We start from the raw sequence: 26,466 nt of genomic DNA, 5'->3' as shown, positions 1-26,466 counted from the left end.
CTGGCGATTTAGCACGCGGTTTTCCTGGTCAACCGCTACTGTGTGCAAGTGGGCTTTCACCCCGCGCAGACGGGCTTTCGCTGACAAGGAACCAACTATGTTTAAACCGACCAGGCTGTCCTTCACACTGGCCGCACTGCTGGCCAGTGCGGTCGTACAGGCCGACATCGAAGTACCACTGGGCAGTACGCAACGCGTCACCCAACTGTTCGCGTTCCCCAATAACTGCAACGTAATCTGCTTTCGGCCATGGACGCTGGAGCAGACCGCCGAGCACTATTTGAACCAGAGCTTGCAGCGCGACGGGTACAGCCGTGCCAAGGTCAGTGTGAAAACCCACGACGGCCAGGTTTCAGCCACCTTCAGCGGCGTGCCCGAGCATTACGGCCAGCCCCTGACCACGCTGCTCAACACCGCCGACCTGGCCTACCAGGGCGCCAGCAAACTCAACAGCGACGGCAAGTGGGCCTACAACTGGTACTTGTTCCTGCCGCTGGGCATGGCCCTGGAAAACCGCAAGAGCATCGAACTGCTGCACTTCCCGCCCGACTACTCGCTGACCCAGGCCCAGGATTACCTGGAATCGGCCACCACTGACCGCTGGGCCACTTTGCTCACGGACAATGGCATCCCGGCCACGGAAACACCGGCCTACCAGACCATCATCGATATTGCGCCGATCGCCGCGCCGTCCAATGCGGGCAAGGACCTGGAAAACGTCTACAGCTACTTTGCCGACTACCAGACGCGCATGGTCAAGGAGCTGAGCCTGCACGCCAACGGCTCATTGCCGATGGTGGCATTCGGCGCACCGGTGCGTAACTGGATCAAACAACAGTACGGCCAAACCGTCGCCGTGCTGGGGCTGGCGCAGATCAGCCCGGTTGCCGGTAAAACCGTGTCGGTACTGGGCTCCAACCACCCGAGCTACATCTGGTATGCGGCGGATCCGGCCAGCTATGACGGCAATGAACAAAAAGCCGATGAGGCCGGTTTGAAAGTGATGGGGCAAGACTTGAGCGCCGCCTGCTGGCAAGCCGGCATGGGCCAGAAACCCGCCAGTGACCCAAATGTGTTGCTCAAGGCGTGCATGAACACCTGGCAAGTCACGCGCAAGGAGCAGACCTGTGAGCTGTTCTATACCTCGGTGCGCAACCTGACCCCGGAGCAAGCCAACGCCAAATGCGCCACCCCGCCCATCAAGGCGCAGTTGAAACAGCTGAAAGACGCCGCCCCAATCCCTGCTGTTACTGCCCCTGCACTGTAAATCGTACAAAATATAACCGGTTTCTACTGTCAGATCTGACAGTAGAAATCGCCTACAACTTCAGCGAGTCTTGAACGGCACCCATCCGCTGCAAGACTGGAAGTCAGACCCCATCGCAGGTCGATGCAGCCTAGCCCAGGAGAGTTATGAAAACTCAAGCCATGGATAAGGCTAAAACTGCTGTGAGTGACTGCCTTTACCCCTTCAAAACGGTGCTCGTTGAACAGGGTTACCCTTCGAGTGAACACTTCCAGGTCGTACACGATGCCAATGGCATTGGCGCCGCGCTCAAAGCATGCGTCGCCTTTGACAGCCGCGTGCGCATTGCCAGAGTGTCCGGCTATGCGTTGAGCGAACGACGTGCCCACACCTTGCAGCTCTCGTCACGCATCCACCTCTATGACCCGTGGTTCAGTCGCCTGATGTTGCACTCCTGCAATCCGAACGTGTTTTTCGATGCCACGTACCTGGAAGTCTGGACCGTGCAACCCATTGCGCCCGGCACCTTGCTGACGATGGATTACGCCACCACCGAAGATGCGCTGTTCCGGCAGTTCGCTTGCCAATGCGGCGAGCTGAACTGCCGGGGCTGGATCACCGGCGCCAAGGAGCCATTGAGCGCCGAAGGCCAGGCGTTCATGACCCACTGGCGCCTGCGCAAACGGCCTTAGGCTTCGCCCAGTGGGCGCAGGCGATATTGCGGCGGCAGTTGCTCGAATCCACTGATGGTGGTGTTCAAGCTCTTCCAGCGGCCATCCTTGATGCCGTAGATGCAGCCGTGAATCGACAGGCTCTGCCCGCGGTGCCAGGCGTTTTGCACAATGCTGGTGTGGCCGACGTTGGCGACTTGCTGAATCACGTTCAGCTCGCACATGCGGTCCACCCGCTCCTCCTCGGTGGACAGTTGGGCCAGCACCTCGCGGTTTTCGTAATAAAGGTCGCGAATAGTGCGCAGCCAGCCGTCGATCAGGCCGAACTGGCGGTCCTGCATCGAAGCGCGCACGCCGCCGCAGCCGTAGTGGCCGGTGACGAGGATGTGTTTGACCTTGAGCACGTCCACCGCGTACTGGATCACCGACAGGCAATTGAGGTCGGTGTGCAGCACCACGTTGGCCACGTTGCGGTGCACAAACAGGTCGCCGGGCAGCATGCCGACGATTTCGTTGGCCGGTACACGGGCGTCGGAGCAGCCGATCCACAGGTATTCCGGGGTTTGCTGGCGGGCGAGCTTGGCGAAGAATTCGGGATCTTCCTGTTTGATCGCATCCGCCCAGCGTTCGTTGTTATCAAGCAGGTCTTGTAGTTCGTTCATCAGGGAAAGCCTCAGGAATGATGCGCAGCTTTGTGACAGACAACCGCTCGTCCGGGTCACGCCCGGGCGCAATTAGCTTGAATCTTTGGGGCGCCGTGCCTGTCCACACACTATAAGCCCCACAGTATGAGGATTGGCCATGACTGAATCACGACGTCCCTACGGCGCTACACAGCCCGAACCGATTGATGACAACGAAGACCGCATGGGTGAGATGCGCGAGCTGGATTTTGACGAGCAAGAGCCGACCGCAGAAATTGGTGATGAGCTGGCGCGCCGTGAGCGCGAACAGCTGATGCCCGACGAACGGGTACGTGAAGCCGGCATGACTGGAGCTTCGACCGATGATCATGAGCCCACGGATGATGACATGAGCCCGGAAACGCTGATCCATGAGGATGGCGCCCGGGATGCTCGCGAGGCGGGAGAAGATGAACCCGCCGACTGGGACCTGAGCATTGTGGATGAGGACCAGATTGGCGGTGGCAATGGCCTGGATGAGGCCGAGCTGGCGGATATTGACCCGATAGACGGTAACCGCTGACACAACGCAGTTGAGCCTGTGAATACTTCCCCTGTGGGAGCCGGGCTTGCCCGCGATGCAGGCGCCTCGGTGTTTCAGCCAGACCGAGGTGATGCTATCGCAGGCAAGCCAGCTCCCACAGGGGCCGGCTTGTACATCGGGTTTATGTCTTAGTCGACCAGCGTACAAGCCATTACGACGGCATCCTCGCGCCCACCCACGGCCGGGTAGTAATCCCGGCGACGGCCGATTTCGTTGAAGCCGTAGCGCTCATACAAGCGAAACGCGCCAGTATTGCTGTCGCGCACTTCCAGGAAGCACTCCCGCGCACTGGCGGCATAAGCGCGCGACATCAGGTGTTCCAGCAGCGCCAACCCCAGGCCACGGCCCTGGTTTTCCGGTTTGACGGTGATATTCAGCAAGTGCGCTTCATCGAGGATGATCTGCACCACACCGTGGCCCACCTGCTGCTCACCTTCAAACATCAGCCAGATCTGGTATTTGCCCAGCCCATCAAGAAAAATCCCACGGGTCCAGGGATGGCTGAACGCCGCGTATTCAATCTTCAGTACGGCGTCGAGGTCCGCCTCGGTCATCGGGCGGAACGATAAAGCTTCACTCATCGGTACTTTTCCAGCGCGCCATCAGCCGGCGCATGGCTTGCCAGACATCAGCCTTACGCTGTGGCTCTTCCATTAATAATTCCAGGCCCGGCAAGGCCCATACCGAGCCCAGGCCTTCGACCTGCAGCTCGCGATACCAGGCTTCGGCATTCGCCTCACCGGCAAAACGCACGGCGGGCAGGCCGATCAGCCACAGGCACACGCAGGGTTCGTCTTCCAGGCGCGCCGAGACAAAACCCTGGACAAAATCCCGTGCAGCGTCCGGGCCCTGGTCCATGTTGCCGCGCACCAGCAGCGGCCAGCGCACGGGGTCGCCGACGATTTGCGGGCTGTCGGGCAGGCCGGCGGCGCGCAGCATGTCTTTTAGCAGCATGTAGGCCGGGTCGCGGGTCTGAAAACGTTCGCCGGTGGGCAGTTCCACCAACAGCAGGCAACGCCCGGCCCGCAGTAATTGCAGGGCGAAACGTGGCGGTGGCACCACTGCAGCCTTGGCCACCGGCGCTGGCGTTTCGGCCGCCACGGGCTTGGCCACGGGTGACGGGCGCGGCACTTCAACTTTCACGCGTTCGACAGCGGGGCGAGCCTCTGGCGTGGGTTTGACCACCGCCACCGGCGCAGCAGCCTCCTCGCCCGACACCTCGAACGCCTCATAAGGCTCAAGCGCCTGCAGCAGCTCGGGCCGCGATGGGGCGGCAAACGGCAGTTCGGTGCGGGGCAGCCAGTTGACCACCTGCATGGCAGTCAAGTAAGCGCGACGTCGGGACTCGATAAGCACAGCTCGGCCACTTGTGGATAACTAAAGAGCGGGGATTCTACCGCTGTTCGGTAACAATCGCCCACTGCGCACTGACCGGCTGTGGATAAATCCCGCGCCTGATGCAGTACAATCGCGACTTTTATTCGCCAACCAGCCGGCCATTCCGATGATCGAACCCAAGCGCGTCTTGCGCGCCCTCGCCGAACACTGGGCCTTGCTTGAGCCACTGTGCGAACACTTCGACCAAGGCACCTTGAGCCTGGGCGAGCTGCGCGCACAACTGGCGGCCCAACAACTGGACAGCACGCCACAGGACATCACCAGCCTGTTGGACGTGTGGATTCGCCTGGATATCCTGGTGCCTGTCGCCAAGAGCCCGAACCGTTTCGAGCTCAATGCACAGATCCACGACTTCCTCGCCTATCTTCGCAAGGAGCACCGGCTTGGCCTGTGCCTGGAAATCGAAGCCTACCTGCGCCACCTTGAGCGTCTGGCCGGCTACATCCAGGACGCCTTTGACATCCGTGATGGCCACGACCTGGCCCGCCAACTGCGCTTGCTGGATATGCGTGTGCGGGACGTGCTGAAAAAACTCGCCAACGACGAACAAGCCCTGGCGGCCGTGGCCGACCGCGCCAAGACCAGCGACCGGCAAATCCCGTTGCGCCAGCGTTACGCCGAGGTACTGGCGACCTGGGACGAATACGTCGAACCCATGATCCAACTGGTGAACGCCGACGGCGCCTTCGAGCAAGGCGTGCGCAAGGTCGAGAATGTGCTGCTGCGCATGCTCACCGAGCAGCAACGCCTCGGCCATCTGGTCGACGACGATATGCTGCTGCGTACTCACGCGCGCATCCTCGAAATGCAAACCAGCGCCCAGCTGACCTTGCGCCATGCCCGCGAACTGCTGCTGCCGCTGCGCGAAGAAGCGCGCCGCCACAACGCCGTGACCCGTGGCGCGGCGCTGGCCTTGTCGGCCATTCGCCGTAAAGGCCTGGACGCGGTGCCGCAAGCGGCGATGCCGATGTTTACCCGGCCTCAAAGTACCTTCCTGGGCAGTGCCAGCCAGGTCGAAGCGTACGTGTATGCCCTGGCCAATTTCGAGCCGAAACCGGCGCGTTTCCCCAAGGCGCACAAATCCCACAAGGGCGAAGCCCAGCGTGCGCCGCGCACGGTCAAGGAAATGCTCGAGCGCTGCGAAGACGCGCTACCGATGCCGGACCTGATGACCTGGCTGCTGGAGCAGGAACCGGACGGCGCCACCGATGAATTGCTGTACTGGTTCTCACGGCTCTCGCGCGAAAAACGCTTCAAGCGCGAACGCCTGGAACGCCGCGACTACCACACACACGAGCACCAGGTCAGCCTGCGCTCATTCGCCCTGCTCCCGGCTGGCACCGATGCCACCGAGAATTCTGCGAGCACGCCTTATGCATCTTGATCTATCCGAACTGTCCCAGCTGGCACCGATCTTTCGCGAGCTGTTCAAGGGTTACCACGTCAGCCGCCGCGACCCGGAGCTGTACGCACAACTGTCGAACTTCCAGGACCAGTACCGCACACTGTTCAAGGCCCTGGGCTTTGAGCTGGTGTGTGACACACGCGGTTTCTACTACTTCGTGCCGGACACTGCCGTGGCTGCGGCGCAGGTCAACAAGACCGCGCAACGTCTGGCGCTGTTCACCTTCATCATCGTCGAGCACTTGGCCGACCAGGGCCGCGACCCGGTCGCCGTGCTCGATGGCGGCAGCCTGGGCCGCGATGAGTTGCCGTCGTTGCTGGAAAAGTACCGCGACCTGTTTATCCAGGCCGAAGTGCAGACCCAGGAAGAGCTCGAAGAAAAGATCATGCGCCGCATGACCCAACTGGGTTTTGCCAGCGAAGACAACGGCATCTATCGCTTCCTGCCGCCGATGCACCGCTTCCTTGATGTGTGCCTGTCCGTGCAGCAGGACCGTGACCTGGCCGCCAGCGTGCACAGTGTGTTGCCATTGCCGGCGCCGGTAATCATCGATGAAGACAGCGATGAAAAACTGCTGAAAACCGATGACCCGCTGGACCTCAGCGACTTCGCAGAAGAAAGCGAAGAAGACGCCCTGGCCCGCGCCATTGCCGAAGAACAGGAGACCGACGCATGAGTAAGGAACGTTACGGCATCCGCCGCTTCGCCCTATTGAACACCGCGGGTTACAGCCTGGGCTTGTTCCCGCTGGAGGAACCGTTGTCGGTGTACGGCGCGAATAACCTGGGTAAATCTGCGTCGATCAACGCCTTGCAGTTCCCGATCCTGGCGCGTATGTCGGACATGAGTTTCGGCAAGTACACCCTGGAACAATCGCGGCGCTTCTACTTTGCCACCGACACCAGCTACATCCTCGTGGAAGTCTCGCTGCCCCACGGCCCGCACGTAATCGGCGTGGTCGGGCGCGGCCCGGGCGGTGGTTTCGGTCACCAGTTCTTTGCCTATGCCGGCAAGCTGGACTTGGCCCACTACCAGAAGAACGACACCTGCCTGCGTCAAAAAGAGCTGTTCACCAACCTTGAGCGCGAAGGCCTTAAAGCCTACGAACTCAAACCGGATGAACTGCGCCGTTTGCTGGTCGGTGGCCACACGTCAATCCCACTGGACCTGACCCTGATTCCGCTGCGTTCCACCAGCGAACAGAGCCTGAAGACCTTCCGCGCGCTGTTTATCAATCTGCTGCACATGCGCGAAATCACCGCGGCCAAGCTCAAGCAATTGTTCCTGGATGCGTTCGAACACAGCCTGCGTTCCGGCAGCGTGGACTACATCGCTGCGTGCGAAGAAGCCTTCCGTGATGTAAGGCGCATGGAGCAGGACTACAACTCGCTGGTGGCTGCCGGGCCGTTGGTTGAAGCGCTCGCCAATGGCGTGCGCTTGCGCGATGTATTGCGCGGCAAATTGCATCGCCTGTCGCCCTTGCTGGATTCGTTGCTCGGCACCTGGTCAGACTACGCCAGTGCGCGCAAGGAAGAGCTGACCATCCAGGCCGAGCACTACCGTAACGAGCAGGACGCGCTGCAAAACGATCAGCGTGGCGGTACCCAGGAGCTGATGCGCCTGGAGCGCGAGATCAGTGGCATCCAGCGTTGGTTGGGCGAGCTGTCGGTGCTTAAGCATCGCTTTGCGCTGGTGGATGACGTCAAGGTGCTGGAGCAGCAACTGTTGGCGGCCAAGGATGCCCACGATGAATTGGCGGGCGCCCTGGCGCAATCCCGTCAGTTCAGCGCTGAGGACCTGGATGAGCGCTTGCGTGACCTGGAGAAACGCCTGAAGTCGGTCAAGCAACAGCTCGACCATGCCGACAACAACAGTTACGCCAAACTGCGTGAAGAATTCTCACAACAGGACGTCGAGCGTCTGATGCGCCTGTTCAACAGTTCGTTGTTCAGTTTGCCGCTGGGCGAGCATGGCATCACGCTGGATGAGGATGGCCAGTGGGTTAAATCCCTGGAGCAGATCCTTGATGGCTTCAAGGGTGAAAAATTTGAAGTGCCGGGGCTGTCGATCGACATCTCCAATATCGAACCACCGGCATTGCAGGCGCTGGCCGATCGCGCGGCATTGCGCGACCAGAAAGAGCGCCTGGAAAAAGAACTCAAGCAGCTCAAGACGCAGCAGGCCGTAGCCTCTGACCGTGCGGCGAGCAAGACCCAGACCGAAGCCCTGTACCAGCAAGTGCTGGATGCGCAGAAGGCGCTGGAAGACTTCCGTCGCGCGCAAACCCTGAGCGCGGAAGAAGGCGAGAAGCTCGAAAACCTGGCGCAGATGGAAGCCGCGCAAGATGAGTTGAAGCGCTCCAGTGATGCCTTCACCGAGCGTGTCCAGCAGTTGTCGGCCAAGCTGCAACTGGTCGGCCGTCAGATCGGCGATATGGAAGCCAAGCAACGCACGCTGGATGACGCCCTGCGCCGCCGTCAGTTGTTGCCGGCCGACTTGCCGTTCGGCACACCGTTCATGGACCCGGTCGACGACTCGATGGACAACCTGTTGCCATTGCTCAATGACTATCAGGACAGCTGGCAAGGTTTGCTGCGCGCTGATGGCCAGATTGAGGCGCTGTATGCACAGGTGCGCCTCAAGGGCGTGGCCAAGTTCGACAGCGAGGATGACGTAGAGCGTCGTCTGCAATTGCTGATCAACGCTTATGCGCACCGCACCGATGAAGCCCTGACCCTCGGCAAGGCGCGCCGTGCAGCCGTCACCGATATTGCGCGGACCTTGCGCAATATCCGCAGCGACTACGACAGCCTTGAGCACCAGTTGGCCTTGTTCAACCGCGAGATCAACAAGCGTCAGGTGTCCAACCTGCAAAGCTTCCGCATCGTGCTGGCGCCGAACAAGGAAGCCCTCAAGCATATCGACCAGATCATCCACAGTGCCGGTCAGTATGAAGAAGGCGAAACCCTGTCGGTGTTCGACCTGAGCCAGAGCGCCGAGCAGGACAACAAGAACGAAGAGGCCAAGGAATACCTGGCCCGTCTTGTGGCCGCCAACCATAACCAGTTGGGCCTCAAGGACTTGTTCGAGCTGGCATTTGAAATCACCAAGGTGCATGGCCAGCCGGTGATTCACACCGACATCGACGGCGCGGCGTCCAACGGCACCACCATGACCATCAAGGCGTTGACCAACATGTACTTGTTGCTGCACTTGATGGACCGTGACCAGGCCGGGCGCGTGCGTTTACCGTACTACCTCGATGAGGCAGCGGACATCGATGAGAAGAACCAGGCGGCGTTGCTGGAAACCAGTTTGCAGCTGGGCTTTGTGCCGATTTTGGCCAGTGTGAAGCCGCAGGTGTCCGCCCAAGTGGCGATCGACCTGGAAGGCGGCAGCGGGCCGAATGGTATCTACATTGATGAGGCGGACTGGAAGTACATCCGTCGTCATGATGTGGTGAAGGCGACGGTGAATGTGCAGGCGGATGAGCCGGAGTTGGATGAGGTTTAATCGGAGACGCTGAAATGCAAAAGGCCGCGATCTGTTTGGATCGCGGCCTTTTTTATGGGCTGGGGTTTTGCAGTCATGGTGGGGGCCTCATCGCGGGCAAGCCCGGCTCCCACAGGAGTTATGCATTCCAATGTGGGAGCCGGGCTTGCCCGCGATGGCCGCGCCGCGGTCTACTTGCCCAATGGAATCTTAGGCGCCCAGGTCAGCCACTCATCCTCAAACTTATCAAACAACGGGAACGTCTGCTGCGGTCGCGCCGCATTGCCCATGCGCTCGCCATCCGGCGTGGCAAAGGCGATACCACCGGCCACCAACGTCTCCAGAGATTCCGTGCGCACCGTCGCCCCCTTGAACAAGCCGAAGTCCAAACCAAACCCACTGCTATTCCAGAAGCGGCTGCCACTGCGCACCAGTGGTGCGTATTTAGGTTCGATCAAAATGTGGATCAGCACCCGGTCGGCGGTCTGGCCCAATTCGTAGCCGGTGACTTTGCCTACAGTGACTTCACGGTAAGTGACGGGCACGCCTTCCTTCAACGAACCACGGCGTGCGGCGCTGAGGACCAGGCTCAGGCCTTCTTGCTGGTGAACAGCCTCTGGTGGCTTGTCCAACGCGACGAAGCTCTTTTGCGGCCCGGCGTTTTTCACGGCGGGCTGCACTTCGATGTATTGGCCGGTGACCAGAGTCTCCAGGTTTGCGGTTTTCATCAGGCCCAGCTCAGGCTTGACCAGCCAGAACTGGCTGCCGCTGCGCGCGATGCGATCAGCCACTTGGGTGATCCGGGCGCTGAGCAGTACCGACTGCATGTCGGCGCTGAGGTCGACGTTCTCGATCTTGCCCACGTCGAGGCCTTTGAAGCGTACGGGCGTGCCGGGGCGCAGGCCGTCGGCGCGATCAACCTTGATGGTCACCAGGGTCCCGTGCTGGTTGGCCGCGTCGCGATCGGCAAACAGGCGGAAACGCGGGATACGTTTTTTCAACGGTACATTCTGTTCCGGGGTTTCGAAGGCGATACCGCCAGCCATCAGACTGGCCAGGGATTCACTCTTCACCTGGATGCCGCCGGTAAGGCCGCCAGTCAAGGTGACGCCGCTGGCGTTCCAGAAACGCGTTGAACCGTTGACCAGGTTTTCGTATTCCTTCTCGATGTGGACGCCGATCACCAGTTGCTTGTTCTTGCGCGAGAACTGGTAGCTCTGCACCGAACCGACCTTGACCTGTTTGTAGAGGATCGGGCTGCCCACATCCAGGGAGCCTAGGTTGTCGGTGAAGAGCACCATGTGCAGGCCGGGGGAGCGTAAGTCCAGTGGAGGCGCTTTGGCCCGGGCAACGTACTCACGTTGCGGTGCGCTGCCTTTGTCGCCGGGGCGGATGGCAATGTAGTTACCTTTTACCAACGCCTCCAGACCGGTGATGCCGGCCAGGGAGATGGACGGCTTGACCACCCAGAACTGCGTGTCTTGCACCAGGTAGTCTTCGGCGAGTGGGTCGAGGGTCAGCTCGGCATGGGCGCTGGACAGGTCCGGGTCAATCTTCAGGGTTTTCAGGCTGCCGACCTGGATGCCCTTGTACATGACCGGGGTGCGCCCGGCCTGCAGGCCTTCGAAGTCGGTGAGCTTTACCTTGACCTTGATGCCGGCGGCGGCGGCGTCGAAATCCTCATAAAGACGGAAAGGCAGACTCGGATCGGTCGGCGGGCTGTCCTTGCGATTTTCAGGGGTGGCGAACGCGATACCGCCGGCGACGATGCTGGACAGCGATTCGCTACGCACTTTTACGCCGGACAGGTTAGCGTCGATGCTGATGCCGCTGGCGTTCCAGAAACGCGTGTGTTTGCGCACCAGGCTGGCGTAAGTCGGCTCGATATAAACCTTGATCTCGACGGTGCTCTGGTCCTCGGACAGCAGGTAGCTTTTGACCTGGCCAACCTGGATCTGTTTGTAGAACACCGGGCTGCCGCGGTTCAGTGAGCCGAGGCGATCGGCTTTAAGGGTCAGGTGCAGGCCAGGCTTGGCGTCAGATAACGGCGGCTCTTCGGAGAGCGCCTTGAATTTGCGCGTGGGCTCGCCATCGCCAGGGCTGGCGGCAATGTAGTTACCCGAGACCAGGGTTTCCAGGCCGGTGATACCGGCCAGGCTGACGCTGGGCTTTACCAGCCAGAAGCGTGTGTTGGTCTTGAGGTATTGCTCGACGTCCTTGTTCATCTCGATGGTGGCGATCACCCCGCGATTGCTGCCTTCGTCATCCAGGGCCAAGGCTTTGACCTTGCCCACCGTCATGCCTTTGTAGACCACTTCGGTTTTGTTGACCTGGATGCCCTCGCCACTTTCAAAGCGCACCTGGATCTCGATGCCCTGTTGGGAATAGGCACGCCATCCCAGCCAGCCGCCGATGATCAGCGCAATCAGGGGAAGCACCCAAATGGCCGACCAGTTAGAGGCCGGGCGGGTTTTAGCTTTAGGCAAATCACTCATGGTCGTCGTCCGACTCCGTGTTATCCCAAATCAGTCGGGGATCAAAAGTTACTGCGGCAAGCATCGTCAAGATCACCACACTGGCGAACGCTGCAGCACCAAGGTTGGCCTCGACACTGGCAAGTCGCCCAAAGTTAACAACCGCCACCAGGATGGCGATCACGAAGATATCCAGCATGGACCAGCGGCCAATGAATTCGATAAAGCGGTACATGATAATGCGTTGTTGTGCGGACAACGGTTGGTGACGTTGCACCGAGAACAGCAATAAGCCAATGCCCACCAGCTTGAACGTCGGCACCAGAATACTGGCGATAAACACCACCGCAGCGATGGGGAACATTCCGTGCTGCACCAGCTGAATCACGCCCGCCATGATCGTACTGGGATCACCCTGGCCGAGAGAGTTGATGGTCATGATTGGCAAAAGATTGGCCGGGATGTACAGGATCGCTGCAGTGATCAGCAACGCCCAGGTACGCACAAGGCTGTTGGGGCGACGCGCATGGATCAGCGCACCGCAACGGGTGCACAGCTGCTCATCGGTATCCGCCTCTTGCTTGTTCAGCTCGTGGCATTCGGTACAAATCAGAATGCCCGCATCAATCGCCCGCATGATCATCCTCTCCTGAAAGCGCTTGCCAGATCTGGTGGGGCGACATCACCACCTCCAGCAGTACTTGAACCACTAATAGGCTGACGAAGCAGACAAGCCCCAGGCCAATGGTGATGGAGGCCATGTCCGCGAGTTTGACGATCGCGACCAGCACGCCCATCAGGTAAACCTCCAACATCCCCCAATCCTTCAGGTGATGGTAAATGCGGTAAAGCAACAGCCCATAACTGCGGCCGATGTTCCAACGGATACTGAGCAACACCGCCAATTGGCAGAGCAGCTTGAGCAGGGGAATGCCCATGCTGCACAGGAACACCACGGCTGCGACACCTTGCATGCCGGTATCGAACAGACCTACCACGCCGCTCCATACGGTGTCCTCCGAAGACTGCCCGAGAAGATTGAGCTGCATGATGGGTAAAAAGTTCGCGGGGATGTACAGCAACAGTGCAGCCAGCACCAAAGCGAGGCTTCGCTCAACCACGTTGTGGCGGTGAGCGTAAAGCTCGTAACCGCAACGTGGGCATTGGGCTTTTTCACCGAGGGCGAGTGCGGGTTTGCGCATCAGCAAGTCGCACTCATGGCATGCCACCAGATCCTCAAGTGGTAACTGCGACACCTCGACGGTATCAACCGGATCGGGCATAGATAGGGCTCGAACTCTAAAAAAGGTTAGGTGCCTATTCTAATGGTCTGGTTCAGAAATAACTGTGCAAATTTGTCGGCAGCTTTGGACCGGTTTGGGTTTTCGACCGCCCAAAACAAAACCCCTGATTGCGTTAGCAATCAGGGGTTTCGGAATTTAATCTTGACGATGACCTACTCTCACATGGGGAAACCCCACACTACCATCGGCGATGCATCGTTTCACTACTGAGTTCGGGATGGGATCAGGTGGTTCCAATGCTCTATGGTCGTCAAGAAATTCGGGTACTGAGTCGTAGCCAGATGGCTTCGCTTCAGCAAATTGGGTATGTGACAGCTTTCGGTGTTTTGTGAGCGTCGAACTTTCGGTTCATCTCGTCTTCACACACCGCAATATGATGCTCCTACTTGTTTCCAAGTCAGGAGTAGTCAAATTGCTTGGGTGTTATATGGTCAAGCCTCACGGGCAATTAGTATTGGTTAGCTCAACGCCTCACAGCGCTTACACACCCAACCTATCAACGTCGTAGTCTTCGACGGCCCTTCAGGGGACTCAAGGTCCCAGTGAGATCTCATCTTGAGGCTAGTTTCCCGCTTAGATGCTTTCAGCGGTTATCTATTCCGAACATAGCTACCCGGCAATGCCACTGGCGTGACAACCGGAACACCAGAGGTTCGTCCACTCCGGTCCTCTCGTACTAGGAGCAGCCCCTCTCAAATCTCAAACGTCCACGGCAGATAGGGACCGAACTGTCTCACGACGTTCTAAACCCAGCTCGCGTACCACTTTAAATGGCGAACAGCCATACCCTTGGGACCGGCTTCAGCCCCAGGATGTGATGAGCCGACATCGAGGTGCCAAACACCGCCGTCGATATGAACTCTTGGGCGGTATCAGCCTGTTATCCCCGGAGTACCTTTTATCCGTTGAGCGATGGCCCTTCCATACAGAACCACCGGATCACTAAGACCTACTTTCGTACCTGCTCGACGTGTCTGTCTCGCAGTCAAGCGCGCTTTTGCCTTTATACTCTACGACCGATTTCCGACCGGTCTGAGCGCACCTTCGTACTCCTCCGTTACTCTTTAGGAGGAGACCGCCCCAGTCAAACTACCCACCATACACTGTCCTCGATCCGGATAACGGACCTGAGTTAGAACCTCAAAGTTGCCAGGGTGGTATTTCAAGGTTGGCTCCACGCAGACTGGCGTCCACGCTTCAAAGCCTCCCACCTATCCTACACAAGCAAATTCAAAGTCCAGTGCAAAGCTATAGTAAAGGTTCACGGGGTCTTTCCGTCTAGCCGCGGATACACTGCATCTTCACAGCGATTTCAATTTCACTGAGTCTCGGGTGGAGACAGCGCCGCCATCGTTACGCCATTCGTGCAGGTCGGAACTTACCCGACAAGGAATTTCGCTACCTTAGGACCGTTATAGTTACGGCCGCCGTTTACCGGGGCTTCGATCAAGAGCTTCGCGTTAGCTAACCCCATCAATTAACCTTCCGGCACCGGGCAGGCGTCACACCCTATACGTCCACTTTCGTGTTTGCAGAGTGCTGTGTTTTTAATAAACAGTCGCAGCGGCCTGGTATCTTCGACCGGCATGAGCTTACGGAGCAAGTCCTTCACCCTCACCGGCGCACCTTCTCCCGAAGTTACGGTGCCATTTTGCCTAGTTCCTTCACCCGAGTTCTCTCAAGCGCCTTGGTATTCTCTACCCAACCACCTGTGTCGGTTTGGGGTACGGTTCCTGGTTACCTGAAGCTTAGAAGCTTTTCTTGGAAGCATGGCATCAACCACTTCGTTAACTAAAAGTTAACTCGTCATCAGCTCTCGGCCTTAGAATCCCGGATTTACCTAAGATTCCAGCCTACCACCTTAAACTTGGACAACCAACGCCAAGCTGGCCTAGCCTTCTCCGTCCCTCCATCGCAATAACCAGAAGTACAGGAATATTAACCTGTTTTCCATCGACTACGCTTTTCAGCCTCGCCTTAGGGACCGACTAACCCTGCGTCGATTAACGTTGCGCAGGAAACCTTGGTCTTTCGGCGTGGGTGTTTTTCACACCCATTGTCGTTACTCATGTCAGCATTCGCACTTCTGATACCTCCAGCAAGCTTCTCAACTCACCTTCACAGGCTTACAGAACGCTCCTCTACCGCATCACTTACGTGATACCCGTAGCTTCGGTGTATGGTTTGAGCCCCGTTACATCTTCCGCGCAGGCCGACTCGACTAGTGAGCTATTACGCTTTCTTTAAAGGGTGGCTGCTTCTAAGCCAACCTCCTAGCTGTCTAAGCCTTCCCACATCGTTTCCCACTTAACCATAACTTTGGGACCTTAGCTGACGGTCTGGGTTGTTTCCCTTTTCACGACGGACGTTAGCACCCGCCGTGTGTCTCCCATGCTCGGCACTTGTAGGTATTCGGAGTTTGCATCGGTTTGGTAAGTCGGGATGACCCCCTAGCCGAAACAGTGCTCTACCCCCTACAGTGATACATGAGGCGCTACCTAAATAGCTTTCGAGGAGAACCAGCTATCTCCGAGCTTGATTAGCCTTTCACTCCGATCCACAGGTCATCCGCTAACTTTTCAACGGTAGTCGGTTCGGTCCTCCAGTTAGTGTTACCCAACCTTCAACCTGCCCATGGATAGATCGCCCGGTTTCGGGTCTATTCCCAGCGACTAGACGCCCTATTAAGACTCGCTTTCGCTACGCCTCCCCTATTCGGTTAAGCTCGCCACTGAAAATAAGTCGCTGACCCATTATACAAAAGGTACGCAGTCACAGAACAAAGTCTGCTCCCACTGCTTGTACGCATACGGTTTCAGGATCTATTTCACTCCCCTCTCCGGGGTTCTTTTCGCCTTTCCCTCACGGTACTAGTTCACTATCGGTCAGTCAGTAGTATTTAGCCTTGGAGGATGGTCCCCCCATATTCAGACAAAGTTTCTCGTGCTCCGTCCTACTCGATTTCATGACTAAGAGATTTTCGCGTACAGGGCTATCACCCACTATGGCCGCACTTTCCAGAGCGTTCCGCTAATCTCAAAGCCACTTAAGGGCTAGTCCCCGTTCGCTCGCCACTACTAAGGGAATCTCGGTTGATTTCTTTTCCTCAGGGTACTTAGATGTTTCAGTTCCCCTGGTTCGCCTCTTACGCCTATGTATTCAGCGTAAGATAACCATCTTATGATGGCTGGGTTCCCCCATTCAGACATCTCCGGATCAAAGTCTGTTTGCCGACTCCCCGAAGCTTTTCGCAGGCTACCACGTCTTTCATCGCCTCTGACTGCCAAGGCATCCACCGTATGCGCTTCTTCACTTGACCATATAACCCCAAGCAATCTGGTTATACTGTGAAGACAACATTCGCCGAAAATTCGAATTTCTCAACTAAGAGAACTCACAAATTTTACCTTAGCCTGATCCGTTACCAGTGAAAGTAACGTTCAGTCTATCTTTCTATCACATACCCAAATTTTTAAAGAACGATCTAATCAAAGACTAGAAATCAACATTCATCATCAACCTGATGGAATGCTCATTTCTAAGCTTTCTTAACGTAGAAGCAGTAGTGGTGGAGCCAAACGGGATCGAACCGTTGACCTCCTGCGTGCAAGGCAGGCGCTCTCCCAGCTGAGCTATGGCCCCGTATTTCTACAGGCGTTTCCCACACAAAATTGGTGGGTCTGGGCAGATTCGAACTGCCGACCTCACCCTTATCAGGGGTGCGCTCTAACCAACTGAGCTACAGACCCAATTTCGGGCTGCTTCTTATCGTCTTCTTCAATGAATCAAGCAATTCGTGTGGGAACTTATGGAGCAGCTGATGTCGTCGATTAAGGAGGTGATCCAGCCGCAGGTTCCCCTACGGCTACCTTGTTACGACTTCACCCCAGTCATGAATCACACCGTGGTAACCGTCCTCCCGAAGGTTAGACTAGCTACTTCTGGTGCAACCCACTCCCATGGTGTGACGGGCGGTGTGTACAAGGCCCGGGAACGTATTCACCGCGACATTCTGATTCGCGATTACTAGCGATTCCGACTTCACGCAGTCGAGTTGCAGACTGCGATCCGGACTACGATCGGTTTTGTGGGATTAGCTCCACCTCGCGGCTTGGCAACCCTCTGTACCGACCATTGTAGCACGTGTGTAGCCCAGGCCGTAAGGGCCATGATGACTTGACGTCATCCCCACCTTCCTCCGGTTTGTCACCGGCAGTCTCCTTAGAGTGCCCACCATGACGTGCTGGTAACTAAGGACAAGGGTTGCGCTCGTTACGGGACTTAACCCAACATCTCACGACACGAGCTGACGACAGCCATGCAGCACCTGTCTCAATGTTCCCGAAGGCACCAATCTATCTCTAGAAAGTTCATTGGATGTCAAGGCCTGGTAAGGTTCTTCGCGTTGCTTCGAATTAAACCACATGCTCCACCGCTTGTGCGGGCCCCCGTCAATTCATTTGAGTTTTAACCTTGCGGCCGTACTCCCCAGGCGGTCAACTTAATGCGTTAGCTGCGCCACTAAAAGCTCAAGGCTTCCAACGGCTAGTTGACATCGTTTACGGCGTGGACTACCAGGGTATCTAATCCTGTTTGCTCCCCACGCTTTCGCACCTCAGTGTCAGTATTAGTCCAGGTGGTCGCCTTCGCCACTGGTGTTCCTTCCTATATCTACGCATTTCACCGCTACACAGGAAATTCCACCACCCTCTACCATACTCTAGTCAGTCAGTTTTGAATGCAGTTCCCAGGTTGAGCCCGGGGATTTCACATCCAACTTAACAAACCACCTACGCGCGCTTTACGCCCAGTAATTCCGATTAACGCTTGCACCCTCTGTATTACCGCGGCTGCTGGCACAGAGTTAGCCGGTGCTTATTCTGTCGGTAACGTCAAAACAGCAAAGTATTAATTTACTGCCCTTCCTCCCAACTTAAAGTGCTTTACAATCCGAAGACCTTCTTCACACACGCGGCATGGCTGGATCAGGCTTTCGCCCATTGTCCAATATTCCCCACTGCTGCCTCCCGTAGGAGTCTGGACCGTGTCTCAGTTCCAGTGTGACTGATCATCCTCTCAGACCAGTTACGGATCGTCGCCTTGGTGAGCCATTACCTCACCAACTAGCTAATCCGACCTAGGCTCATCTGATAGCGCAAGGCCCGAAGGTCCCCTGCTTTCTCCCGTAGGACGTATGCGGTATTAGCGTCCGTTTCCGAACGTTATCCCCCACTACCAGGCAGATTCCTAGGCATTACTCACCCGTCCGCCGCTCTCAAGAGAAGCAAGCTTCTCTCTACCGCTCGACTTGCATGTGTTAGGCCTGCCGCCAGCGTTCAATCTGAGCCATGATCAAACTCTTCAGTTCAAACATCTTTGGGTTTTTAAGAAACCCTAAACTTGGCTCAGCAATCGTTGGTTACATCTTTGATTTCTCGCGGAGTAACTTGTGATGCTGATAATCTTGTTGACTACCAGTCTGACTCCACAAGCACCCACACGAATTGCTTGATTCAGTTGTTAAAGAGCGGTTGGTTAAGATCTTTCGTCTCAACCGAGGCGCGCATTCTACAGCAGCCTCATTTGCTGTCAAGTGATTATTTTCAGAAGCTTTCGAAGAATTCTTCAACAACTTCAACCACTTGCGCTTACGATCTCTCGTTAGCGGGAGGCGAATTCTACAGCGTCACACGCTGCTGTCAACACCTCTTTTTCAACTTCCTTTTGGCTTCGATGAACTGAAGCAACTCGCTGCCGAAAACTTCGTAACTCATTGTTTACCAAGGAGTTTTCCGTTTCGACTGCGCCGGAAGTGGGGCGAATTATAGACAGATATAAAACGCCGTCAATCCCTTTCTTTCACATTTCTGTCATATAGGTCAAAAAGGCCGCAAAAGCACAAAAGCCGGCCCCAAGGGGCCGGCCTTCACCTACTACGCCTTACAGACTCGGGAAGGCGAACTGCGACGCTTCATGGCTGGCCCGCTGCGGCCAACGCTGGGTAATCGCCTTGCGACGGGTATAGAAACGCACCCCATCCGGCCCATAGGCATGCAAGTCGCCAAACAGCGAACGTTTCCAGCCGCCAAAGCTGTGGTACGCCACCGGCACGGGCAACGGCACGTTTACGCCGACCATGCCCACTTCGATCTCATCACAGAACAGCCGCGCCGCTTCACCGTCACGGGTAAAGATGCAGGTACCGTTGCCATACTCATGATCGTTGATCAGTTGCATCGCCGCTTCCAGGCTATCCACCCGCACCACGCACAGCACCGGCCCGAAGATCTCTTCCTTATAGATGCGCATTTCAGGCGTCACGCGATCAAACAAGCTGCCGCCCAGGAAGAAGCCCTCTTCATGCCCGGCAACACTCAAACCGCGGCCGTCGACTACCAGCTCAGCGCCAGAAGACACACCGTCTTCTATATAGCCACTGACCTTGTCCCGCGCCTGCCCCGTCACCAACGGCCCCATATCCAGGCCGCAAGAGGTGCCCGCACCAATCTTGAGTGCCTTGACCTGCGGTACCAACTTGGCGATCAACGCATCCGCCACCTGGTCACCCACGCACACGGCCACCGAAATCGCCATGCAACGCTCACCGCAGGAACCATACGCTGCGCCCATCAAAGCGCTGACCGCGTTATCCAGGTCCGCATCCGGCATCAGCACCGCATGGTTCTTCGCCCCGCCCAGCGCCTGCACGCGCTTGCCGCGCTTGGTTGCTTCGGAATAGATGTACTCGGCAATCGGCGTCGACCCCACAAAACTCAGGGCTTTGACTTCCGGCGCTTCAATCAGCGCATCCACTGCGCCCTTGTCCCCGTGCACCACGCTCAGCACGCCTTTGGGCAGACCGGCTTCCTGCAACAGCTGCGCAATCAGCAGCGTGGAGCTTGGATCACGCTCCGATGGTTTCAGGATGAAACAGTTACCGCACACGATCGCCAGCGGGTACATCCACAGCGGCACCATCGCCGGGAAGTTGAACGGAGTAATACCCGCCACCACACCCAACGGTTGGAAGTCCGACCACGCATCAATGTTCGGCCCCACGTTACGGCTGTACTCGCCTTTGAGAATCTCCGGCGCCGAACAGGCGTATTCCACGTTCTCGATGCCGCGTTTCAGTTCACCGGCGGCGTCTTCCAGGGTCTTGCCATGCTCCTCGCTGATCAACTGCGAAATACGCGCTTCGTTCTGCTCCAGCAATTGCTTGAAACGAAACATCACCTGGGCACGCTTGGCCGGTGGGGTATTACGCCAGGCAGGGAACGCCGCCTTGGCCGAGTCGATCGCCTGTTGAATAGTTTCACGGCTGGCCAATGGCACTTGGTGAATCACCTGGCCGGTGGACGGGTTGTACACGTCGGCACTACGGCCGCTGTCATTGACCAACTCACCGTTGATCAAATGCTGGATAAGGCTCATGCAGGGCTCCTGAAAAGTTGTTCTATATAAAAGGAGAAATCAGTCGATCTTGTTCAGCACTTCGCCGACCGCATCGAACAAACGATCCAGGTCCTGCGGCTTGCTGTTGAAGGTTGGCCCGAACTGCAGGGTGTCACCGCCAAAGCGCACGTAGAAACCCGCTTTCCACAAGGCCATGCCGGCCTCAAATGGACGCACGATGGCATCACCGTCACGCGGGGCAATCTGGATCGCGCCGGCCAGGCCGTAGTTACGGATGTCGATCACATTCTTGCTGCCCTTCAACCCGTGCAACGCATTCTCAAAGTGCGGGGCGACTTCGGCTACGCTCTGCACCAGGTTTTCCTTCTGCAACAGGTCCAATGCCGCCAAGCCAGCCGCGCAAGCCACCGGGTGCGCCGAGTAGGTGTAGCCGTGGGGGAATTCCACCGCGTATTCCGGCGTCGCCTGGTTCATGAAGGTCTGATAGATCTCGCTGCTGGCAATCACTGCGCCCATCGGGATCGCGCCGTTGGTGACTTGCTTGGCAATGCACATCAGGTCCGGGGTCACGCCAAAGCTGTCGGCGCCGAACATCGAGCCGGTACGGCCGAAACCGGTGATCACTTCGTCGAACACCAGCAGGATGTTGTGTTGGTCGCAGATCTCACGCAGTCGCTTGAGATAACCCTGTGGCGGCACCAGCACGCCAGCGGAACCGGCCATCGGTTCAACAAACACCGCTGCGATGTTCGACGCGTCGTGCAGTTCGATCAGCTTGAGCAGCTCATCGGCCAGGGCGATGCCGCCCAGCTCCGGCATGCCACGGGAGAAGGCATTGCTCGCCAGCAACGTGTGCGGCAGATGGTCAACGTCCATCAGGCCCTGACCGAAGAGCTTGCGGTTGCCGTTCACGCCACCCAGGCTGGTTCCGGCAATGTTCACACCGTGATAGCCACGGGCGCGGCCGATCATCTTGGTCTTGGTGGCCTGGCCTTTCAGGCGCCAGTACGCACGCACCATCTTCACCGCTGTATCGGCGCACTCGGAGCCCGAATCGGTGAAGAACACGTGGTTCAGGTTGCCTGGGGTCAGGTCGGTGATCTTTTCCGCCAGCTGGAAGGACAACGGATGACCGTATTGGAAGCCCGGGGAGTAGTCCAGGGTGCCCAGTTGCTTGGAGACTGCTTCCTGAATCTCTTTACGGGTGTGCCCGGCGCCACACGTCCACAGGCCCGACAACGAGTCGTACACCTTGCGGCCCTTGTCATCTATCAACCAGCTGCCTTCAGCGCCGACGATCAGGCGCGGGTCGCGCTGGAAGTTGCGGTTGGCGGTGTAAGGCATCCAGTGCGCATCCAACTTCAATTGGCTGGCCAGGGACGATGGGGCGTTTTCGGGCATGTTCATCAGCAAAACCTCGCAGGGCAAAAGGCAGCGTCGGGATTGAAAAGCGTTGTTGCAGCTAAATTGCCACGGCGATAAAGTCGGTGAAATCCAACTCTTCTAACCTTCAGTCAGGCCTTCACTAAACTATGAGCAGCCGTCGACCCGATCCCCTGGCCCAAGTCAGCGACTTCGATATCCGCCTGTTGCGCATCTTTCGCAGCGTGGTGGAGTGCGGCGGCTTCTCGGCGGCCGAAACCGTGCTCGGCATCGGCCGCTCGGCCATCAGCCAGCAGATGAGCGACCTGGAGCAACGCCTTGGATTGCGCCTGTGCCAGCGCGGGCGTGCCGGCTTCTCCCTGACCGAAGAAGGCCGCGAGGTCTACCAATCGGCCTTGCAGCTATTAAGTGCGCTGGAAAGCTTTCGCACCGAGGTCAACGGCCTGCATCAGCATTTGCGCGGCGAACTGATCATCGGCCTCACCGACAACCTGGTCACCCTGCCCCACATGCGCATCACCCACGCCCTGGCGCAGTTGAAGGAACGCGGCCCCGACGTACAAATCCAGATCCGCATGATCGCGCCGAACGAGGTGGAACAAGGTGTACTCGATGGTCGCCTGCATGTCGGCGTAGTACCTCAGGCGAGCGCGCTGTCCGGCCTGGAATACCAACCCCTATACAGCGAACGCTCACTGCTCTACTGCGCGGTTGGCCACCCGTTGTTTTACGCGGACGACAAGCAACTGGACGACCCACGTATCGACAGCCAGGACGCCATCGCCCCGACCTTTCGCTTGCCCGCCGAAATCCAGGCCCATTACCAGGCACTCAATTGCACCGCCAGCGCCTCGGACCGCGAAGGCATGGCGTTCCTGATTCTCACCGGCCGCTATATCGGCTACCTGCCCGACCACTACGCCAGCCTGTGGGTACAACAAGGCCGACTGCGCGCGCTGAAACCGGCTACACGTTTTTACGATTTGAGCCTCGCATCGGTCACGCGCAAGGGTCGCCGCCCTCATTTGGTGCTGGAAAGCTTTCTGGAGAGTCTGGCGGCAACGCGCTAATTCGGGCCTCTCGCTAAAAGCTGAGCAACTGGACAGCTTTTTGCAAGGGAACCAGGACCTTGAACCGTCCGCCCTGAGTTTGCCCGCCATGCCACCAGAAACCTTGAGCCCCAACGACCTGATCTACGGCCTGAACGACCGACCGAAACCACTGCCGGCCCTACTGGCAGCCTTGCAACATGTGCTGGCCGCCTTTGTCGGCATCATCACCCCGCCACTGATCATCGGTTCTACGTTGGGGCTCACCGCCCACCTGCCCTACCTGATCAGCATGGCGTTGATGGTGTCCGGCGTAGGCACTTTCATCCAGGCACGCAGGCCATTTGGTATCGGCGCCGGCATGATCTGCCTGCAAGGCACCAGCTTTGCGTTTCTCGGCGCGGTGTTGTCAGCAGGCTTTCTAGTGAAGCAACGCGGCGGCAGCCCGGAAGACATCATGGCGATGGTCTTTGGCGTGTGCTTTTTCGGCGCGGCGGTGCAGATCGTGTTGAGCCGTTTTATCGGCCAATTGCGCCGTGTGATCACGCCCTTGGTCACCGGCATTGTCATCACCTTGATAGGCATCAGCCTGATCAAAGTCGGCATCACCGACCTGGGTGGCGGTTTCAATGCGCCTGACTTCGGCGCGCCGACCAACCTGGCCTTGGGGTTGTTCGTCGTGTTGACGATCATCTTGCTCAACCGCTCGAACACGCCGTGGATACGCCTCTCGGCAATCATCATCGGCCTGGCCCTCGGCAGCCTGGCCGCGTGGTTCAGCGGCAAGCTGGTGCCCCAAGCCTTGCCCGACTTGCCATTGATCAGCGTGCCGATGCCGTTTCGCTTTGGTTTCAACTTCGACTGGAGCGCCTTCCTGCCCATCGCGCTGATTTATCTGATCAGCAGTATCGAAACCGTTGGCGACCTGACCGCCAACTGCATGATCGCCCGCCAGCCGATCAGCGGCCCTTCTTATATAAGTCGACTCAAGGGCGGCGTATTGGGTGATGGCGTCAGTTGCATGATTGCCGCCACCTTCAGCGCATTCCCCAACACCACGTTTGCGCAGAACAACGGCGTGATCCAACTCACCGGCGTGGCCAGCCGTTACGTCGGCTTATACATTGGTGTGCTGCTGTTCTGTCTCGGCCTGTTTCCACTGATCGGCGCGGTGCTGCAGCAAATCCCCAAACCGGTATTGGGCGGCGCAACCCTGGTGATGTTCGGCAGCGTGGCCGCCGCCGGCGTGCGCATTCTGGCCCAGGCGCCGCTGGACCGACGCAGCATGTTGATCATCGCCACCTCGTTCGGCGTTGGCCTGGGCATTGCCGCCCAACCTGAGTTGCTGCACTTGATGCCGCCTCTGGTGCAAAACCTGTTCGATTCGGCCATCACCAGCGGCGGCCTGACGGCCATCGTGTTGTGCCTGTTATTACCCGAGGCCAAAGCGAATACCGCAGGCGCAAACCACGCGCCGGAAAGCGACACACTGGAACCGCTTTGACGGTTTTATTGCATCGGGACTTGTCTGAGGCTTGAGGGTGGGTTATCTGTGCACACGTCGTCTCTATCGATCAGCACGGAAACCTCCATGAGCCTCGAAGTTCCTGCCCACAGCAACCACGCCGGTAAACCTGCCAGCCGTATTCGGCAAAAGAATGAACAAGCGATTCTCCAGGCGGCTGAAGACGAATTCGCGCGTCATGGCTACAAAGGCACCAGCATGAACACCATTGCCTCGAGTGCCGGGCTGCCCAAGGCCAACCTGCATTATTACTTCACCAACAAGCTCGGCCTGTACATCGCGGTACTGAGCAATATCCTCGAACTGTGGGACAGCACCTTCAACGCGCTGACCGCCGAGGACGACCCCGCCGTCGCGCTGACACGCTACATCCGCACCAAGATGGAATTCTCCCGGCGCCACCCCCAAGCCTCGCGGATCTTCGCCATGGAGATCATCAGTGGCGGCGAATGCCTGACCGAATATTTCAGCCAGGACTACCGCGCCTGGTTCAGTGGCCGCGCAGCGGTGTTCCAGGCCTGGATCGAAGCCGGCAAGATGGACCCCATCGACCCCGTACACCTGATCTTCCTGTTGTGGGGCAGCACCCAGCATTACGCCGACTTCGCCACCCAGATCTGCCGCGTCACTGGTCGCACCAAGCTGACCAAGCAGGACATGGAAGACGCCGGCACCAACCTGATCCATATCATCCTCAAAGGCTGCGGCATCAAGCCGGCCCTATAAACGAAGCGACTTATGCCTTTCACGCTGACCGGCCTTTGCGAATTTCGTGAAGAAATACGCAAAAGCCGCTTTATCACCCTGGCCGCGCCGATCACCAGCGCGCAAGACGCCCAGGCGTTTTTCGAGCAGCACAGCGACCTCAACGCCACGCACAACTGCTGGGCCTGGAAGCTCGCCGACCAGTACCGCAGCAACGACGATGGCGAACCCGGCGGCACGGCCGGGCGACCGATCCTGGCCGCCATTGAAGCCCAAGGCTTTGATCAGGTCGCCGTGCTGGTGATTCGCTGGTACGGCGGCATCCAGCTGGGCACCGGCGGCCTGGCTCGCGCCTACGGCGGCGGCGCGAACAAATGCCTGCAGAATGCCGAACGCATCGAGCTGATCAGCCGCGTGCCGCTGAGCTGTGCCTGCAGTTTCTCGGAATTGAACCTGGTGAAACTGCGCGTGGCCGAACTGGGCGGGCTGGTGGTGGAAGAAACCTTCACCGCCAACGGCGTCGAGCTACAGCTCGCACTCGGCGAGGCGCACATCGACACGCTGCAAACCCAGCTCGCCGACCTCAGCCGTGGGCGCATCCTGCTCGAACGCTGAAACTGCCCACATCTACTGTGCACCTGCCTGTGGATAACCTGAGCACACCCGTCTGTAACCCTTTTGTCATAAGGGCTTACGGGCGCCGGTCATTTTTTGATCAGTATTCACCGGGAGTAGTTGCGCAACGCCCCACAGCAGTTCCAACAGCAGAATTATCCACAGCACCGACGTGGAGCCCTGCATCAGCGCGTACAGCTGCCAGGTCGCAAACAGACCACGGCCGGCCGCGTCATACAGCCCGAATTGGCGTTGAGGGTCGCGAATACGCAGCACTGCCCACACGCACACGATCGAGCCGAGCAGGTTGGCCATCAGCACATGCGCAGGCAGAAACGGCGGTAGCTCGCCCGGCAGGTTCAAGCCCTGCAACAGGCCGTGTACTAATGCAAAACTCCACGGCGTGACAAACGCGGCGGTGATGATCAAGTCATACCAGGCACTGGCCCGCACCAATGTCCGGTAGCGTTTTTGTGTCCACATAGCAGCAAGCTCCTTCAATTCAAGAAGCCAGCAGGCTAAAGCCTGGAGTATGCTCCAGGGTCAAGCCCTCTCG

The 26,466-nt window shown here is 58.1% G+C and carries 19 protein-coding genes, 2 tRNA genes and 3 rRNA genes; 10 read left to right on the top strand and 14 right to left on the bottom strand.

Features of this window, described 5'->3' with window-relative positions:
* Positions 1 to 97: 97 nt before the first annotated feature.
* Positions 98 to 1,267: a hypothetical protein gene (locus HU759_RS04375; protein WP_099549198.1), complete on the top strand. Its 1,170-nt coding sequence runs from the start codon at positions 98 to 100 to the stop codon at positions 1,265 to 1,267.
* A gap of 146 nt (positions 1,268 to 1,413) precedes the next feature.
* Positions 1,414 to 1,938, top strand: coding sequence for an SET domain-containing protein-lysine N-methyltransferase (locus HU759_RS04370; protein ID WP_017134531.1), 525 nt, complete (start codon positions 1,414 to 1,416; stop codon positions 1,936 to 1,938).
* Here the strand turns inward: HU759_RS04370 and can are convergent.
* Positions 1,935 to 2,579 (bottom strand): carbonate dehydratase, encoded by a 645-nt coding sequence (can, locus tag HU759_RS04365; protein WP_099549196.1) that lies wholly within the window; start codon positions 2,577 to 2,579, stop codon positions 1,935 to 1,937. The genes HU759_RS04370 and can overlap by 4 nt on opposite strands.
* Positions 2,580 to 2,718: 139 nt before the next feature.
* On the opposite strand from can, the gene HU759_RS04360 reads away from it, so the two are divergent.
* On the top strand, positions 2,719 to 3,123 hold the full coding sequence (locus tag HU759_RS04360; protein ID WP_186618436.1) for a serine kinase/phosphatase: 405 nt from the start codon (positions 2,719 to 2,721) through the stop codon (positions 3,121 to 3,123).
* A 149-nt stretch (positions 3,124 to 3,272) separates the two neighbouring features.
* On the opposite strand, the gene rimI is transcribed toward HU759_RS04360, so the two are convergent.
* Both rimI and HU759_RS04350 read right to left on the bottom strand, forming a co-directional pair.
* Entirely contained in the window at positions 3,273 to 3,725 is a 453-nt protein-coding gene (gene rimI / locus HU759_RS04355; protein ID WP_005784514.1) for a ribosomal protein S18-alanine N-acetyltransferase, read from the bottom strand.
* Entirely contained in the window at positions 3,718 to 4,461 is a 744-nt protein-coding gene (locus tag HU759_RS04350) for a hypothetical protein (protein WP_026013484.1), read from the bottom strand. Before HU759_RS04350 ends, rimI begins: the two co-directional genes overlap by 8 nt.
* Positions 4,462 to 4,648: 187 nt before the next feature.
* Here HU759_RS04350 and mksB point away from each other — a divergent pair, with 187 nt between their 5' ends.
* Genes mksB through mksF form a run of 3 tightly spaced genes read left to right on the top strand, consistent with a single transcriptional unit; the run spans position 4,649 to position 9,460 of the window.
* Positions 4,649 to 5,926 carry an Mks condensin complex protein MksB gene (gene mksB, locus HU759_RS04345; RefSeq protein WP_017134535.1) on the top strand — a complete coding sequence of 426 codons (1,278 nt, stop codon included), beginning with the start codon at positions 4,649 to 4,651 and terminating at the stop codon, positions 5,924 to 5,926.
* Positions 5,916 to 6,623 carry an Mks condensin complex protein MksE gene (mksE, locus tag HU759_RS04340; RefSeq protein ID WP_017134536.1) on the top strand — a complete coding sequence of 236 codons (708 nt, stop codon included), beginning with the start codon at positions 5,916 to 5,918 and terminating at the stop codon, positions 6,621 to 6,623. Before mksB ends, mksE begins: the two co-directional genes overlap by 11 nt.
* Positions 6,620 to 9,460, top strand: coding sequence for an Mks condensin complex protein MksF (gene mksF, locus HU759_RS04335; RefSeq protein ID WP_017134537.1), 2,841 nt, complete (start codon positions 6,620 to 6,622; stop codon positions 9,458 to 9,460). Before mksE ends, mksF begins: the two co-directional genes overlap by 4 nt.
* Positions 9,461 to 9,630: 170 nt before the next feature.
* Here the strand turns inward: mksF and HU759_RS04330 are convergent, their stop codons facing one another.
* The 10 genes from HU759_RS04330 to HU759_RS04285 form a co-directional block, all read right to left on the bottom strand.
* A complete protein-coding gene (locus HU759_RS04330; protein WP_186618434.1) occupies positions 9,631 to 11,934 on the bottom strand; it encodes an MlaD family protein in 2,304 nt (767 codons plus the stop codon).
* Entirely contained in the window at positions 11,927 to 12,550 is a 624-nt protein-coding gene (locus HU759_RS04325; protein ID WP_017134539.1) for a paraquat-inducible protein A, read from the bottom strand. The genes HU759_RS04330 and HU759_RS04325 overlap by 8 nt, the downstream gene beginning before the upstream one ends.
* Positions 12,537 to 13,196: a paraquat-inducible protein A gene (locus tag HU759_RS04320; RefSeq protein ID WP_065929716.1), complete on the bottom strand. Its 660-nt coding sequence runs from the start codon at positions 13,194 to 13,196 to the stop codon at positions 12,537 to 12,539. Before HU759_RS04320 ends, HU759_RS04325 begins: the two co-directional genes overlap by 14 nt.
* Before the next feature lie 160 nt (positions 13,197 to 13,356).
* Positions 13,357 to 13,472: ribosomal RNA gene (gene rrf / locus HU759_RS04315) — 5S ribosomal RNA — on the bottom strand.
* 172 nt (positions 13,473 to 13,644) lie between these two features.
* Positions 13,645 to 16,536, bottom strand: a 23S ribosomal RNA gene (locus HU759_RS04310).
* Positions 16,537 to 16,783: 247 nt separating this feature from the next.
* A tRNA-Ala gene (locus HU759_RS04305) sits at positions 16,784 to 16,859 on the bottom strand.
* Between the two features lie 30 nt (positions 16,860 to 16,889).
* Positions 16,890 to 16,966: transfer RNA gene (locus tag HU759_RS04300), tRNA-Ile, on the bottom strand.
* Between the two features lie 82 nt (positions 16,967 to 17,048).
* Positions 17,049 to 18,585, bottom strand: a 16S ribosomal RNA gene (locus tag HU759_RS04295).
* The 16S, 23S and 5S rRNA genes sit together here with 2 tRNA genes alongside, the layout of an rRNA operon.
* A gap of 572 nt (positions 18,586 to 19,157) precedes the next feature.
* Entirely contained in the window at positions 19,158 to 20,651 is a 1,494-nt protein-coding gene (locus HU759_RS04290; protein WP_017134728.1) for a CoA-acylating methylmalonate-semialdehyde dehydrogenase, read from the bottom strand.
* Positions 20,652 to 20,690: 39 nt separating this feature from the next.
* Positions 20,691 to 22,040: an aspartate aminotransferase family protein gene (locus HU759_RS04285; protein WP_017134727.1), complete on the bottom strand. Its 1,350-nt coding sequence runs from the start codon at positions 22,038 to 22,040 to the stop codon at positions 20,691 to 20,693.
* Positions 22,041 to 22,165: 125 nt separating this feature from the next.
* On the opposite strand from HU759_RS04285, the gene HU759_RS04280 reads away from it, so the two are divergent.
* The 4 genes from HU759_RS04280 to HU759_RS04265 all read left to right on the top strand — a co-directional run bounded on the left by HU759_RS04280 (position 22,166) and on the right by HU759_RS04265 (position 25,910).
* Complete coding sequence (locus HU759_RS04280) at positions 22,166 to 23,086, top strand: LysR family transcriptional regulator (RefSeq protein ID WP_017134726.1); 921 nt, start codon at positions 22,166 to 22,168, stop codon at positions 23,084 to 23,086.
* Between the two features lie 88 nt (positions 23,087 to 23,174).
* A complete protein-coding gene (locus HU759_RS04275; protein ID WP_170040933.1) occupies positions 23,175 to 24,569 on the top strand; it encodes a nucleobase:cation symporter-2 family protein in 1,395 nt (464 codons plus the stop codon).
* 87 nt (positions 24,570 to 24,656) lie between these two features.
* Complete coding sequence (locus HU759_RS04270; protein WP_017134724.1) at positions 24,657 to 25,316, top strand: TetR/AcrR family transcriptional regulator; 660 nt, start codon at positions 24,657 to 24,659, stop codon at positions 25,314 to 25,316.
* 12 nt (positions 25,317 to 25,328) lie between these two features.
* Entirely contained in the window at positions 25,329 to 25,910 is a 582-nt protein-coding gene (locus HU759_RS04265; RefSeq protein WP_065930576.1) for a YigZ family protein, read from the top strand.
* Positions 25,911 to 25,976: 66 nt separating this feature from the next.
* On the opposite strand, the gene HU759_RS04260 is transcribed toward HU759_RS04265, so the two are convergent.
* Positions 25,977 to 26,393, bottom strand: coding sequence for a hypothetical protein (locus HU759_RS04260; RefSeq protein ID WP_099550559.1), 417 nt, complete (start codon positions 26,391 to 26,393; stop codon positions 25,977 to 25,979).
* Between the last annotated feature and the right edge of the window lie 73 nt (positions 26,394 to 26,466).

Origin of the sequence: Pseudomonas sp. OE 28.3 (assembly GCF_014268205.2) — a bacterium.
GTDB classification, from domain to species: Bacteria; Pseudomonadota; Gammaproteobacteria; order Pseudomonadales; family Pseudomonadaceae; genus Aquipseudomonas; species Aquipseudomonas edaphica.
Note: the sequence above shows the minus strand (reverse complement) of the source record. Positions and strands in the feature narration are given on the sequence as shown.